We start from the raw sequence: 13,846 nt of genomic DNA on the forward strand, positions 1-13,846 counted from the left end.
GACAGCCGCTGCGCGTGCCGTGTCGGTGGTCCCGCCTAGGGTTGAGAGCATGACCCAGACCGTGCAGCTCGACGCCGAGAACCCGTTCGCCACCCCCAGCGCGCTCCCCTTCCAGTTGCCGCCGTTCGGAGACGTGCGCGAGGAGCACTTCCTGCCCGCGTTCGAAGCTGGCATGGCTGAGCAGCTCGCGGAGGTCCAGGCGATCACGGCGAACACCGAGGCGCCGACCTTCGCGAACACGGTCGAAGCGCTCGAGCGCTCCGGCCAGCTCCTCGAGCGCACCGCCGCCGTCTTCTTCACGCTCAGCTCTGGTGACGCGACCCCCGGCATCGACGCGATCGAGGCGGAGATCGGGCCACGCCTGACGGCCCACGAGGACTCGATCACGCTCGACCGCGCGCTGTTCGCGCGCATCCAGTCGGTGCACGACAGCCGTGAGGAAGCCGGGCTCACCGATGAGCAGCGATTCCTCGTCGAGAAGCTGCACCGCAACGCGAGTCTCGCGGGTGCCGGCCTCGACGACCAGTCTTCGGCTCGCCTGCGTGAGCTCAACGGTCGCCTGGCGGAGCTCGAGGTGCAGTTCGACCAGAAGCTGCAGGCCGACAGCAACGCACTGGCCCTGGTCGTCGACTCCGCCGGGGAGCTCGCCGGACTCGACGAGAGCGCCATCTCGGCTGCATCCGCCGCGGCCGAGGCCCGCGGACTGTCCGGCAAGTACCTGATCTCGCTCGTGCTCTTCACAGGGCACCCGCTGCTCTCGACGCTCACGAACCGCGAGACCCGTCGCAAGCTCTTCAAGGCCTCGTCCGCGCGTGGCAGCCGCGGCGGCGACCACGACACCCGGGCGACGGCGCTCGAGATGGTGCGCGTGCGCGCCGAACGAGCCCGACTCCTCGGCTTCGAGAACCATGCTGAGGCCGCGGCCGCGAAGTCGACCGCGGGCAGCGCATCCGCGATTCGCGCGCGTCTCGAACAGCTCTCCACTCCGGCCGCCGCGAACGCGCGCCGCGAGCAGGAGGTGCTGCAGGCCACGATCGACGCCGAGCAGGCGGCAATCGGCGAGTCGAGCTTCGCGCTGGAGCCGTGGGACTGGGCGTTCTACACCGAGAAGGTGCGCGCCCGCGACTACGCGGTCGACACCTCGCAGATGCGGCCCTTCTTCGAGGCCACGGCAGTGCTCGAGAACGGCGTCTTCTTCGCCGCGAATCGCCTCTTCGGTGTCACCTTCACGCAGCGGCCCGAGCTTCGCGGCCACCACGCCGACGCCGTGGTGTATGAGGTGAGCAACGAGGACGCAACCGAGGTCGGGCTGTTCTCGCTCGACCTGTACACGCGCGACTCCAAGCGCGGCGGCGCGTGGATGAACTCGGTGATCCAGCAGAACCGTCTGCTCGGCGAGCCGACGGTTGTGCTCAACACGCTCAACGTGCCGAAGCCCGCCGAGGGTTCGCCGACGCTGCTCACGTTCGACGAGGTCGAGACACTGTTCCACGAGTTCGGGCACGCGCTGCACGGCCTGTTCGCGCTGGTCGGCTACCCGAGCCTCGGTGGCACGAACGTGCCGCGCGACTTCGTCGAGTACCCCAGCCAGGTCAACGAGATGTGGATGCTGTGGCCTGAGGTGCTGCGCAACTACGCGAAGCACCACGAGACGGGCGAGCAGCTCTCGGAGGAGCTCGTCGAGCGCCTGCTCGACTCGGCGTCCTTCAACGAGGGCTTCGGCACGAGCGAGTACCTCGCAGCATCGGTCATCGACCTCGAGTGGCACTCGCTGTCGCCGGAAGAGGCCGCCGAGGTCACCGATGTCGAAGCCTTCGAGCAGCAGGTGCTTCAGCGCTACGGCCTCGACCTCCCTGCCGTGCCGCCGCGCTACACGCTCCCCTACTTCCAGCACATCTTCGCGGGCGGATACAGCGCCGGCTACTACGGCTACATCTGGAGCGAGGTGCTCGACGCGGCGACGGTCGACTGGTTCGCGGAGCAGGCGGAGCTCGACGGCGGCCTCCGCGCTGCCGGCGAACGGTTCCGCCGTAGCATCCTCGAGCCGGGCGGCTCCAGGGATGCGATGTCGCTGGTCGACGATCTGCTCGGCGGCCCCGCCCCCATCGAGCCGCTGCTCAAGCGGCGCGGACTGCAGTAGCTCGACCGCGCGGGGCTCGGCTGAGCTGAGCCCCTCAGCGCTCCAGCACGAAGAAGATGAAGCTCAGGAACGCTGTCCGGTCAACCAGATGTGGCGGGATGAGCTCCGTCGGCGTATCCGCAGCGAACGGCGGCTCGGCGACCGTCACGATGCTGAAGCCGGCCTCGACGAAGGCATCGGTCATCGCGTGGAGGGGCCGGTGCCAGTACGTCAGCTCGACCTCGGTGCCGTTGAAGGTCGAGGTCGACGTCCAGGCTTCGGTCCGGAAGTAGTCCCGCTCCGGAAACATCAGGCGGTAGACGAACGGATGATGCACGGAGATGGCCAACCGACCGCCGGGCTCCAGGACGCGGTGGAGCTCGGTCAAAGCCGGACCCCAGTCTTCGAGGTAATGGAGCACCAGGGACGCGGCGACGAGGTCGAAGCACCCGTCCGAATACGGAAGCGGTCTCCCAAGGTCAGCCACCTGCAGGTCGACGGTGTCGCCGAGCCGCCGCTGAGCGATCGTGATCATCTCCGAGCTCGCGTCGAAGCCCGCGACGGTCGCGCCGCGGGCCGCTAGTTCGGTCGCAAGCGGGCCCGCTCCGCATCCGGCATCGAGCACGCGTGCGCCGCGTACGTCGCCGAGGAGTGTGAGCATCGCCGGCCGCTCGTAGTAGCTGTTCACGAGGTTGCGCTCGTTGTCGGTCGCATAGTCGGAGGCGAACGTGTCGTAGTGGCCGGGTTCCATATGTCCCATCCTGCACGAGCACGGGACACGAGCGCCCGGCCCGTCTGCAGGGACCTCTCAAAGGGCTCAGCGGCTATGAAGCGCAAAGACGCGAGGCAGATCAAGGCGGGCCCTGTCCGTGACGCACGGCGATAGGACTCGGCAGACAGGAAGTGGAGCTCTCTGAGGCGGCGCCCAGAGCGGCATGTTCGTGTGGGTCCCATGGATCTCTTCTGGGCCTTCGTTCTGCTGGCGGTCGCCGCGGCGGCGTCTCTTGTCGATATCGTCCGCCACTCGAGAGCTAACCCCGACGAGAAGATCCCATGGCTCGGTAACCCGCCCCGCTTGCCGAAGTGGTGGTTCCTCCCTCGCCTCATCATGATCTTCTCCATCATGGGCGGCATCAATCTACTGTGGCGGGGCACCGATATCAGTCCTTGGTTAGCCGGGGTCGTCGCAGCGGTTGTCATCTGCGTACCTACGCTGTGGGTGCTGATAGCGCACAATCGACCCGTGAAAGCTGTCGCGGCTTCACCCGCCCTGGGCAGACAGATCCCGCCATCGAATGGCGTCGAGTGACGGTTTCGCGCATCCAGACCTGACCCACCGGGCTGCACCTATGCTCATGCCATGCCAGTGGTGAACGAGGTCCGTGCAAGCGCAGACGCGAGTGCGCAGGCGGCAGGCGGTGAGGGCAAAGTCGGCCTGCTCGCGGTTCTGGGAGTGTTCGTCCTCGGGTTCCTGGCGCTCGGACTCGGTCTCTGTATCGACGAGATGCTGAGGTATGGGGCCGGCATGGAAGCCGACAGTGATCCGCATTCGACCACCGCGCTCCACTACGGCGAGGCGAAGTCTGTCGCCGACCTCACGATCCTCTTTCTCGGCACCACCTGGCTCGCGTACATCGGAACGGCTGTCAGCGTCGCCAGCAGCGACCCGCGTCCGTTCGGCCGCACGTTCGGGATGCTCTTCCTTCTCTCCGTGGTCGCCATCGCCGTTCCGGTCGCCTGGCCCTTCCTCGAGCATTCGTGGCGATGAGCTCTCTTGCATCCGCCCCGCAACGGGCCACCTCCGGCCCACCTCGCGGCACAGTCTGGCGCCCCGTCCTTGGCTGGAGCATTGCAACCGGAATAGCCTTCGTCACCGCGGCCGTGACGCTCGTGATCGACGTCTTCCTCGGGCTGAGCGTCGGCGAGATACTCCACTACGGCTACGCCAACTCGAGCGACACCTGGACCGTCCCCAAGGGGCACTACGAGGAGGCCGTCACCACGACCGGCATCGCGGCCGTCGCGCACTTCCTGGTCTGGGTCGTGAGCCTTGCTGCCGCCGCAATCACAGCGGCCTGCACGCACAGGTCCGTGTGGTGGTCACTCGCCATCATCACGGGCATCGTCGCGCTCGAGATCGGCGCGATCATCGTCATCCAACAGGCGAGGTTCGAGGCCGGCGCATACATGGGCTGAGCCTGTCGACCGTCACCCAGGGCACCCATGCGTCTAGATCCGCGCCGCGGCTTCGAGGTCGACGACGCGCATGACCTCGCGCTTAGGTGAGAGCTGGACCAGCCTGATCGCGACACGGAACGCGTCGCTGTTCCGCTCACGGGCGACCTGGATGCGCCTGCGAAACGTGCCCAGCTGAACGTCGAGCTTCTCGGCGGCCTCGGCAACCGAGATGCCAGGCAGGTCATCGCGCGGCGTCGCACCGATAGCCTCCGAAGCCGCCCGGTTGCGCTGCGCGGCTCGGTCCCGGGACTGCTGCGCACGGGCCTCGCGTTCCTCGGGTGTGCCCCCGAACCGGGTGGTCGCCGTAGTTCCCGTGACCCCCAGCGCCGCACCGATCTGCGCCCACGTCGAACCGCCGGCGCGTGCCCGCTCGACCGCCTCCACAAGTCCAACCTCTTCCAGCCATCTGGCTGCGTCGCGCGTCGCCGTGACGCGCGCGAGCGCATCGCCGTCACTGGGGGCGAGCTCGTCGAGGGCAGCTTCAAGAGGTTCACGCATGGCGTCCATCTGACCGAGAGTACGTCGCTCCCCGGCGGCACGTCCGCAGACCCGCGAGGACCGCAGACGCGAACCTGTCCGGGCTCGTCGCGCCGTGCCCGGTATCGTCGGCGGCATGCCCAGCGACGAGGACCAGGTGTCCGCAGAGTCGAGCCCAGACTGGGAGTTCCGATTCGGCATGGGCGAACCCGCGCCAGCTGCACTCACCGAGGCACAGCGCAGGCGGCTGACGCAGCTGCAGGAACTCCTCCCGGAGACAGGCCACGCCGCACCGGCGCAGCATCTGGAAGACCTCACGAAAGGCCTGCGAGCGCTCATCGATGAGGGCGTGAGTGTCGACGTTCTGGCGGTCGAGCTCCGCCTGCCGCGCACCGTCGTCGAAGCAGCTGCAGACCGCTGAGACGCCCACGCTGCTGCCGCAGTTTTCCATGTGCTGAGCCGTCAGCAGGCGTATGGTGGCTCACATCGTGATTCGAAGCCAGGAGGTGACACCCATGAACGCAGGATCCACAGTGGGTGCTCCGAGCTCCTCACGAGCCCGCGACTAGCAACGTCGCGTTCGGAGCGTCCGCCACGCATTTCGCGAAAGGCAACGCCCATGAACACAACTGCTTCCACCTCACTTCCCTCTTCGTCCGAGACGAACCCAGCCCGACGGGCCCTCGTGCTCGGCGGGGGCGGCTCCACCGGCAACGCCTGGCTGATCGGCGTGCTCGCAGGCCTGCCCGATGCGGGCGTGGATGTCACGACCGCCGACCGTGTCATCGGCACCTCTGCTGGAGCAACCGCCGGGGCTCAACTCGCTGGTGCCGCGCCCGCCACCCTGCTCGACGCGATCCTGAGCACCACACCCCAAACGCCTCCACCGTCACCCGCACAGCGAGGCGAACGGTCGTCCGGACCAGCGCGAGGTGCGGTGGGCGATCAGCTCGAGCGAATGCACCGCCTCATCGCCGAATCCACGAGCGCGGCCGACTACCGCCGCCGCCTCGGCGCATCCGCCCTCGCGCGACTGGAAGCAGCCGACGGGTCCTGGCAGGACCGCTGGCACGCGACCGTCGCATCACGCCTCCCCGTCCTGGACTGGCCCACCCACGAGCTGCTGCTGACGGCCATCGATGCGTCGACGGGCGATCCCGTCGTCCTCGACCGTCACAGCGGGGTGGACCTCGCCGATGCAGTCGCGGCCAGCACGTCGAGTGGCCTCCCCTACCGCGTCGGCGACCGCTGGCTTCTCGACGGCGGTTTCCGCCGCAACGAGAACGCCGACCTCGCGGCAGGCTTCGACAATGTGCTGGTCCTCGCCCCGTTCTCAGGTAAGAGCCTGGCGCCTGCGGAATGGGGCTTGAACCTGGATGCGCAGCTTGCGGAGCTGCGCGCGGGAGGAAGCACGGTCGAGACGATCTTCCCCGGCCCTGAGCTCGACCATCTCTTCGGCGCGAACGCCATGGACTTCACACTGCGACCGCAAGCAGCCCGCGAGGGGTTCGCGCGTGGACGGCGCTTCCCCGCCCAGCAGGGCCGGTTCTGGATGTAACGAAGGAGTGAACTCTGCACAACGGGATTCCCAAGGGAAGTAAGGGGGTTACCTTACGGGAGATTTTCAGGTTCGACAACGGCGCGGCCGGATCCGATGAGCTCAGTAGTCCGCGCTGGCGCGCAACCCGGGGCCAACCTTGTCTCACCAATCTCGCGCGACGACCGTTGATCCCACTGCCCGGGTCTTCCACAGCCCCATGAGTCGATGAGAGCCGTCGAGTAGAGTGACGCCATGTCAAGCCCGATCGACTCAAGAGCTCGCGAGCCCATGACGTTCGCGACGGCGCCGCGATACGAGCACGATGGCACGATCTTTCTCGACGAAACTGCTATCGAGGATCTCGTTCGCGGTGTGATGGATGACCACTGCGAACTGCTCCGTCGCCTCGCCGAGCGATGACGATCACTTACCTCTCCGTTGATGCGCTGATCAGAATCAACGAGATTGTGGCCGCGGAGCAATCTGGTGTTCGTAACCGCGACGACATCGCCAGCGCCGCTGGCAGACCCCGCGCTTCATTTGAGGGCAAGGATCTTTATCCTACGATCTGGGCCAAGGCGGGGGGCACTATTGCACGCGTTGGCTACCACACCGGGCTTCTCAAACGGGAACAAGCGCACCGCGTGGATCGCGACCGACACATTTCTCCGCGCAAACGGACAACATCTACGTTCCATACCAGCCACCGCAGGTGAGGCCATCGTCAACGCCGTTGTCGAGTCCCTCGATTTCAGGGAAGACAAGGCAACAGAGTGGCTCTACGAGCATCGCCTTCGAGCGAGCGATCGTCACGACTACTCGCTGGTAGCAGAGTCAGTGCTTGTGAACGAGACCGGGACCTACACGGCCACGAAGGTCATGGAATCGAGCATGGAGATGGAGACTCGCCCTCATTTCTTTGCGCCCACGATCCTGACTCGATTGTTCGGGCTCGGAGCCGATGGCGGTCGACAGGCCGTGATCACGATGGACATCGAACATGCATCGCGAGCTCGGGTCGCGCTCATCGCAGACTCTGAGGGCGAAACCCTCGCACGGACGGCCTATAAAGAGGGAAAGCTCGAAGCTCTAGCTTCTCCAGAATTCAGCGCCGAGCTCATGTTCGCGAAAACCATGCCATCTGCCTACATCCCCAGCGGAGTTAGGCCCGCCGCGATGATCTGGCCGGTGCCGCTCCTCGTCTTCGAACCGGGGCCGGTAGGAATCGAGCTGAGACTCGACGGGGAACTCATGCACCGCATTGAGCTGTCCTTCGTTGAGTACCCGACTTAGGCCATCCGCTCCGAAGTCAGCCGCAGAGGCTCGGCAACCGCTGCGTTACCTTTCACCGGTAGCGTGGCTCCGTGCACTCCCCTCTGGACCGATCCTCGGCCGCCCCCGCGCCCCGCACCCTCATCGACGTGCTCTCGGCGACAGCGACCGCGCATCCCGACGCCATCGCGATCGATGACGGCGTCGCTCCCCTGAGCTACTCGGACCTGTCGGCCTACGTCGCCCAGACGGCCAAGGTGCTGCAGGACGCGGGAGTCCGTCGCGGCGACAAGGTTGGCGTGCGACTCGTATCCGGCACCCGTGAGCTGTACGTCGCGATCCTCTCCATCATCGCCGCCGGGGCCGCCTACGTGCCCGTCGACGTCGACGACCCGGACGAGCGAGCGCTGCTCGTGTTCGGCGAGGCCAAGGTGCGAGGCACCATCGAGGGCGACGGCGAGTTCGTGCTCGCGGCCGACGGCGAGCAGCCAGCAGGGGAACCGGTCGATCTCTTCGAAGCCGGAGCACCGCATCCCGAGAGCAGCAGCCTCGACGAGCTCGACGGCCCGCATCTGGACGACGACACCTGGGTCATCTTCACCTCCGGCTCGACGGGGGTGCCGAAGGGCGTCGCCGTCTCCCACCGCTCCGCGGCCGCCTTCGTCGACGCCGAGGCGAAGCTGTTCCTGCAGGCCGATCCCATCGGTCCAGGCGACCGCGTCCTCGCCGGCCTGTCGGTCGCCTTCGACGCATCCTGCGAGGAGATGTGGCTCGCCTGGCGCTACGGCGCGTGCCTCGTGCCAGCCCCTCGGTCGCTGGTTCGCTCCGGCGAAGACCTCGGGCCATGGCTCCTGCGGCACCAGATCTCAGTCGTCTCGACCGTCCCGACACTGGCCGCACTCTGGCCGAGCGAGACCATCGAGCAGGTCAGGCTCCTCATCTTCGGCGGCGAGGCCTGCCCGCTCGAGCTCACGCAGCGCCTCGTCGGCGACGGCCGCGAGGTCTGGAACACGTACGGTCCGACCGAGGCTACCGTCGTCGCGTGCGCGGCGCTCCTCGACGGCAACGCGCCCATCCGCATCGGCCTCCCGCTCGACGGGTGGGAGCTCGCCGTCGTCGACGCCGAGGGCAAGCGCGCCGCAGAGGGCGAATCCGGCGAGCTCATCATCGGCGGCGTCGGCCTCGCCCGGTACCTCGACCCGGCCAAGGACGCCGAGAAGTACGCGCCCATGGAGAGCCTCGGCTGGGAGCGCGCCTACCGCTCAGGCGACCTCGTCAAGTACGAAGCCGAGGGCCTCGTGTTCCTCGGACGGGCCGACGACCAGGTGAAGATCGGCGGCCGTCGGATCGAGCTCGGCGAAGTCGAGGCGGCGCTGCAGGCCGTCACCGGCGTCACCGGGTCGGCCGTCGCCGTCCGAAAGACCTCGGCAGGCGCCTCCATCCTCGTCGGCTACGTCGTGACGGGACCGGGCTACGAGCGGCAGCTCGCGCGCGCCGAACTCGGCGAGCAGCTGCCGAAGGCCCTCGTGCCGCTGATCGCCGAGGTCGACTCCCTGCCGACCCGCACGTCCGGCAAGGTCGACAAGAACGCACTGCCCTGGCCGCTCCCCGGTGCAGACGAGGTCTCCGGCGACCTCGACGCCCACACCGCCTGGCTCGCCGAGCAGTGGCAGGCCGTGCTCGGACTGCCCGTCGGCAGCGAGGACGCCGACTTCTTCGACCTCGGCGGCGGCTCGCTCTCTGCCGCCCAGCTCGTGACGCGCGTGCGCGCCCGCGTCCCCGAGTTCACGGTCGCCGACGTCTACGACCACCCCCGCCTCGCCGCCATGACCGAGTCGATCCGCGAAGCGCTCGACGATGAGGACGAGCTGCCCACGACCTTCAGCACACCAGGGCCGACTCCGCTGTCGGCGCGCATCCTGCAGATCGTCGCAGGTCTCCCCCTGCACATCCTCGCCGGGGCCCGCTGGATCACCTACCTGCTCACCGCGAGCGCCCTGCTGCAGCTCCTGCCCGGGTTCGAGGTGCTGCCGGATGCGCCGCTCTGGCTCATCCTCGTCATGCTCGTGGTGTTCGTGACCCCGTTCGGGAAGATGGCGATCTCGGTTGCCGCCGCGCGCATCCTGCTGTTCCGCCTGAAGCCGGGCGACTACCGACGCGGCGGGGCGACCCACATGCGCCTCTGGCTCGCCGAGCAGGTCGCCACGCAGATCGACGCCGTCGGGCTCGCCGGTGCGCCCTGGGTCGTCTACTACGCGCGGGCACTCGGCGCGAAGGTCGGCAACAACGTCGACCTGCACTCGCTGCCGCCGGTCACGGGCATGCTGCAGCTGGGCGACGGCGCGGCCATCGAGCCGGAGGTCGACCTGACCGGCTACTGGATCGACGGCGAGCTCGTGCGCATCGGCGGCATCCGCATCGGCGCCGGCGCGACGGTCGGCGCACGAAGCACCCTCGCCCCCGGCACCAAGATCGGCCAGGGGGCCGAGGTCGCGCCCGGTTCCGCGGTCTTCGGCCGGGTTCGCTCCGGCAAGAGCTGGGCCGGATCCCCCGCCGTCCGGGTCGGCAAGGTGCGCGCGAACGACTGGCCCGCCGAACGCCCACCGCAGCCGTTCGGGTGGGCCTTCGTCTACGCCGTCGCGTCAGCGGCACTCGCGCTGCTGCCGCTGTTCTCGTTCGCGGTCGGCGGGGTCGTCGTCGCGGTCGGGATGCGCGGTGCGGCGTCACTGGGCGACGCCACCCTCGCCGCGTTCGCGTGGCTCGCACCCGCAGTCATCGCTGCGGGGGTCACCTTCGCGGGGCTCGTCGTGACCCTCGTGCGTCTCCTCTCGATCGGCCTCACACAGGGCACGCACCCCGTGCGCTCACGCGTCGCCTGGCAGGCCTGGTGCATCGAGCGCCTCCTCGACGCCGCCCGCACCATGCTCTTCCCGTTCTACGCGAGCCTCTTCACCCCGCTCTGGCTGCGGATGCTCGGCGCCAAGGTCGGCCGCGACGTCGAGGCCTCGACCGTGCTGCTCCTCCCCTCGATGACGCAGATCGATGACGGCGCGTTCCTCGCCGACGACACCATGGTCGCCTCCTACGAGCTGCACAACGGGTGGATGCGCATCGAGCGAGCCCGCATCGGCGCACGAGCCTTCCTCGGCAACTCCGGCATGGCAGCGGCAGGGCACTCCGTGCCCCGCGACGGGCTCGTCGCCGTGCTCTCCGCCGCGCCCGCGAAGGCGAAGCCCGGCTCATCCTGGCTCGGCTCCCCGCCCGTCCGCCTCCGGCGCGTCACCGTCGACGGCGACGAGTCCCGCACCTACAACCCGCCCCGGGCGCTCCGCGTCGCCCGCGCGCTCTGGGAGCTGTGCCGCATCGTCCCCGTCATCGTCACCTGCGGACTCGGCCTCGGCGTGCTCCTCGCCCTCGCCGCCATCGAGACCGCGGTCGGCGTCGCCTGGACCATCGTGCTCTCCGGCTTCGTCCTGCTCGCCGCGGCAGCCGCATCCGCCCTCATCTCGACGGTCGCCAAGTGGGTCATCGTCGGGCGCATCCGCGTCTCCGAGCAGCCCCTCTGGTCGAGCTTCGTGTGGCGCACCGAGGTCGCAGACACCTTCGTCGAGATGGTCGCAGCCCCCTGGTTCGCGCGCGGGGCCGCCGGAACGCCCGCGCTCGCGCTCTGGCTGCGCTCGCTGGGCGCGAAGATCGGCAAGGGCGTCTGGTGCGACTCCTACTGGCTCCCGGAGGCAGATCTGGTCACTCTCGGCGACGGAGCCACCGTCAACCGGGGATGCGTCGTCCAGACTCACCTGTTCCATGATCGAATAATGAGCATGGACACCGTCACCCTCGAAGCAGGCGCAACACTCGGACCGCACAGCGTGATCCTGCCCGCCGCCACGATCGGCGCCCACGCCACCGTGGGACCAGCCTCCCTCGTCATGCGAGGCGAGTCGGTGCCCGTCGGCAGCCGCTGGAGCGGCAACCCCATCGGCCCCTGGCGCGCGCTCAAGCTCCGCGCCTACCAGTCGAAGGTGTCATGAACCGCGCCGCCGCGCTTGAGCCACTGCCCGGCAACCCCTACACGCCGCAGAGCGGCGACGTGAGCATCCGTGTCGAGCACTACGACCTCACCCTCAAGTACCGGATGCAGAACAACCGACTCTCCGGCACGGCGACGCTGAGCATCCGCGCCACCGTTCCCCTCACCGCGTTCTCCCTCGACCTCGTCGGCCTTCGCGTCAGCAAGGTCGCCGCTCGCGGTGACAAGCAGGCGCGCTTCAAGCAGAGCGACCGCAAGCTGAAGGTCACGCTGTCGAAGCCAGTCGAGGCCGGAGCCGCCATCACGCTCGAGGTCGTCTACGAGGGCGCCCCTCGCCCCCGGCGCTCCCGATGGGGAACCATCGGCTGGGAAGAGCTCGAGGACGGCATCATCGTCGCCTCGCAGCCCACCGGCGCCCCGACCTGGTTCCCCTGCAACGACCACCCCGCCGACAAGGCCAGCTACCGCATCCAGGTCTCCGTCGACAGCAACTACGACGTGGTCGCGACCGGAGCCCTGCACTCGAGGCGCTCATCCGGAGGCCTGACGACGTGGGTGTACGAGGAGGGCGCACCGACCGCCAGCTACCTCGTCACCCTGCAGATCGGCCGCTACCGGCGCGAAGACGTGCAGCTCGCGGGAGTCGCCGGACGCCTGCACTACCCGCCCGCCCTCGCCCGTCGCGTGGGCACAGACCTCGCCGACCTCTCCCGCATGATGGAGACCTTCGAGCTGACCTTCGGCCCGTACCCCTTCGACTCCTACGCCGTCATCGTGACGGCCGACGACCTCGAGATCCCCCTTGAGGCCCAGGGCATGGCGATCTTCGGCGCGAACCAGATCGACGGTGCCAGAGGCCAGGAGCGCCTCGTCGCCCACGAGCTCGCGCATCAGTGGTTCGGCAACAGCATCGGAGTGAGTGGCTGGCAGCACATCTGGCTGAACGAGGGATTCGCCTGCTACGCCGAGTGGATCTGGGCAGAGGCGAGCGGCGCCGAGAGCGCCGACCAGCTCGCCAGGTACTACTGGCGCACGCTCTCCGAGCTGCCGCAGGACCTGCTGCTCGGCGACCCGGGTGCCGCCGACATGTTCGACGACCGCGTCTACAAGCGCGGCGCGCTCACCCTCCACGCCCTGCGCCTGACCGTCGGCGACTCGGCGTTCTTCGAGATCCTCACGAGCTGGACCTCGGTGAAGCGCTTCTCCGTGGCCTCGACCGCGGAGTTCATCGAGCACACCGCGACAGTCGTGCCGGACGCCCCGCTCCAGGAGCTCTTCGACGCCTGGCTCTACCAGCTCGCCCTTCCCGACCTCCCCAGCGCGCTCAGAGCGAAGGTGACCCGGCTTCTTCGTTAGCGGGTTCACTGGCCAGGCTCTTTCCCCGGTCCGGCTTCCGTGTGGCCACGGCCACGAGGAAGCGACGGTCGACGACGGAGCGGTGGATGCGATAGCTCGCGTCGTCCCCCGAGATGCGAGCATGCTCCTCCCTGTCGGCGCGCCCCTCGCCCGACGCGAGGCGCACGAAGCTCGGGTCGACGCGCAGCCCGCGGCCGTCAGCTTTGAGGACCGCCTCGACGGCGGTCCACCGCTCGAGGTCGTGAGCCGGGTCGAACGCATCCCTCGAAGGCGCAGGGGGCGATGGGTCCTGGTCTGGCTCCGAGAGCGCACGGTCGGGCAGCGCAGGGGCGGAGTCTCCGTGGGACCGCAGCGCCTCGGCGTCGATCCCGAGTGCGCCGACATCGTCGGCGCTGGCCAGCGCGACAAAGACCGCAGACCCCGCGTAGGCGATGCTCACGAGCACCGGCAGGCCCGGGATGCTCAGCTTCCCGTGACTCGTCGAACCGCAGTGCGAGCACACCGCCTCGAGCGCCGGGACCGGCGCAAGCCCGTGCTCCCCGCCTTCGAGATGGTCTCCCGCGAGGCGGTCGAGGCCGAGCTGCACAAGCAGGCGACCGGTGAGGAACGCGTCCGCGCGGCCGTCTGCCCGCGCGTCGGACATGGTGCCCAGCCGCTCGCGGTCACCCGCGGACAGCACCTCGAGAGACCGCCGGCGGTCTCGTCCGCCGAGCGCACGGGCGTCGGCGCTGACGATGAGGACCCTGCCGAGCAGCAGTTCGATCACCTTCACGCGGTCTGCCTCACGTCTTCGGAAGAGACTCGCGTCGCTGCG

Annotated in this window: 13 protein-coding genes; 10 read left to right on the top strand and 3 right to left on the bottom strand. The window is 68.6% G+C overall.

Translation table 11 applies throughout. From position 1 onward, the window contains the following. Positions 1-49: 49 nt before the first annotated feature. Positions 50-2,140, top strand: a complete 2,091-nt coding sequence (locus ABVF28_RS02115; protein WP_371029311.1) for a M3 family metallopeptidase — start codon at positions 50-52, stop codon at positions 2,138-2,140. A gap of 34 nt (positions 2,141-2,174) precedes the next feature. On the opposite strand, the gene ABVF28_RS02120 is transcribed toward ABVF28_RS02115, so the two are convergent. Continuing rightward, positions 2,175-2,870 (bottom strand): class I SAM-dependent methyltransferase, encoded by a 696-nt coding sequence (locus ABVF28_RS02120; RefSeq protein ID WP_371029312.1) that lies wholly within the window; start codon positions 2,868-2,870, stop codon positions 2,175-2,177. Positions 2,871-3,071: 201 nt separating this feature from the next. Between ABVF28_RS02120 and ABVF28_RS02125 the strand changes: the two genes are divergently transcribed. From ABVF28_RS02125 to ABVF28_RS02135, 3 genes are all read left to right on the top strand, one after another. Further along, positions 3,072-3,428: a hypothetical protein gene (locus ABVF28_RS02125; RefSeq protein WP_371029313.1), complete on the top strand. Its 357-nt coding sequence runs from the start codon at positions 3,072-3,074 to the stop codon at positions 3,426-3,428. A gap of 51 nt (positions 3,429-3,479) precedes the next feature. After that, positions 3,480-3,887, top strand: a complete 408-nt coding sequence (locus ABVF28_RS02130) for a hypothetical protein (RefSeq protein WP_371029314.1) — start codon at positions 3,480-3,482, stop codon at positions 3,885-3,887. A gap of 113 nt (positions 3,888-4,000) precedes the next feature. Further along, complete coding sequence (locus tag ABVF28_RS02135; RefSeq protein WP_371029315.1) at positions 4,001-4,315, top strand: hypothetical protein; 315 nt, start codon at positions 4,001-4,003, stop codon at positions 4,313-4,315. Positions 4,316-4,348: 33 nt separating this feature from the next. On the opposite strand, the gene ABVF28_RS02140 is transcribed toward ABVF28_RS02135, so the two are convergent. Beyond that, the gene (locus ABVF28_RS02140) at positions 4,349-4,855 is read right to left on the bottom strand and encodes a hypothetical protein (protein ID WP_371029316.1); all 507 of its coding nucleotides are present in this window, start codon (positions 4,853-4,855) and stop codon (positions 4,349-4,351) included. 115 nt (positions 4,856-4,970) lie between these two features. On the opposite strand from ABVF28_RS02140, the gene ABVF28_RS02145 reads away from it, so the two are divergent. The 6 genes from ABVF28_RS02145 to ABVF28_RS02170 all read left to right on the top strand — a co-directional run bounded on the left by ABVF28_RS02145 (position 4,971) and on the right by ABVF28_RS02170 (position 13,032). Further along, positions 4,971-5,255 (top strand): hypothetical protein, encoded by a 285-nt coding sequence (locus ABVF28_RS02145; RefSeq protein ID WP_371029317.1) that lies wholly within the window; start codon positions 4,971-4,973, stop codon positions 5,253-5,255. A 198-nt stretch (positions 5,256-5,453) separates the two neighbouring features. Then, positions 5,454-6,392, top strand: a complete 939-nt coding sequence (locus tag ABVF28_RS02150) for a patatin-like phospholipase family protein (protein ID WP_371029318.1) — start codon at positions 5,454-5,456, stop codon at positions 6,390-6,392. Positions 6,393-6,626: 234 nt separating this feature from the next. Further along, positions 6,627-6,794 carry a hypothetical protein gene (locus tag ABVF28_RS02155; RefSeq protein WP_181026939.1) on the top strand — a complete coding sequence of 56 codons (168 nt, stop codon included), beginning with the start codon at positions 6,627-6,629 and terminating at the stop codon, positions 6,792-6,794. A 180-nt stretch (positions 6,795-6,974) separates the two neighbouring features. Beyond that, positions 6,975-7,667, top strand: a complete 693-nt coding sequence (locus tag ABVF28_RS02160) for a hypothetical protein (RefSeq protein WP_371029319.1) — start codon at positions 6,975-6,977, stop codon at positions 7,665-7,667. 71 nt (positions 7,668-7,738) lie between these two features. After that, positions 7,739-11,677, top strand: a complete 3,939-nt coding sequence (locus ABVF28_RS02165) for a Pls/PosA family non-ribosomal peptide synthetase (RefSeq protein ID WP_371029320.1) — start codon at positions 7,739-7,741, stop codon at positions 11,675-11,677. Then, a complete protein-coding gene (locus ABVF28_RS02170; protein WP_371029321.1) occupies positions 11,674-13,032 on the top strand; it encodes a M1 family metallopeptidase in 1,359 nt (452 codons plus the stop codon). Before ABVF28_RS02165 ends, ABVF28_RS02170 begins: the two co-directional genes overlap by 4 nt. On the opposite strand, the gene ABVF28_RS02175 is transcribed toward ABVF28_RS02170, so the two are convergent. Continuing rightward, entirely contained in the window at positions 13,001-13,804 is an 804-nt protein-coding gene (locus ABVF28_RS02175) for a 4'-phosphopantetheinyl transferase superfamily protein (RefSeq protein WP_371029322.1), read from the bottom strand. The genes ABVF28_RS02170 and ABVF28_RS02175 overlap by 32 nt on opposite strands. Between the last annotated feature and the right edge of the window lie 42 nt (positions 13,805-13,846).

The organism is Pseudoclavibacter sp. JSM 162008 (genome assembly GCF_041366455.1).
Taxonomy (GTDB): domain Bacteria; phylum Actinomycetota; class Actinomycetes; order Actinomycetales; family Microbacteriaceae; genus Pseudoclavibacter.

Excerpts from the sequence above, each read along its gene's own strand:
- ABVF28_RS02115 (WP_371029311.1), top strand. The coding sequence starts at position 50 with ATGACCCAGACCGTGCAGCTCGACGCCGAGAACCCGTTCGCCACCCCC.
- ABVF28_RS02120 (WP_371029312.1), bottom strand. The coding sequence starts at position 2,870 with ATGGAACCCGGCCACTACGACACGTTCGCCTCCGACTATGCGACCGAC.
- ABVF28_RS02150 (WP_371029318.1), top strand. The coding sequence starts at position 5,454 with ATGAACACAACTGCTTCCACCTCACTTCCCTCTTCGTCCGAGACGAAC.
- ABVF28_RS02140 (WP_371029316.1), bottom strand. The coding sequence starts at position 4,855 with ATGCGTGAACCTCTTGAAGCTGCCCTCGACGAGCTCGCCCCCAGTGAC.
- ABVF28_RS02145 (WP_371029317.1), top strand. The coding sequence starts at position 4,971 with ATGCCCAGCGACGAGGACCAGGTGTCCGCAGAGTCGAGCCCAGACTGG.
- ABVF28_RS02170 (WP_371029321.1), top strand. The coding sequence starts at position 11,674 with ATGAACCGCGCCGCCGCGCTTGAGCCACTGCCCGGCAACCCCTACACG.
- ABVF28_RS02155 (WP_181026939.1), top strand. The coding sequence starts at position 6,627 with ATGTCAAGCCCGATCGACTCAAGAGCTCGCGAGCCCATGACGTTCGCG.
- ABVF28_RS02130 (WP_371029314.1), top strand. The coding sequence starts at position 3,480 with ATGCCAGTGGTGAACGAGGTCCGTGCAAGCGCAGACGCGAGTGCGCAG.
- ABVF28_RS02125 (WP_371029313.1), top strand. The coding sequence starts at position 3,072 with ATGGATCTCTTCTGGGCCTTCGTTCTGCTGGCGGTCGCCGCGGCGGCG.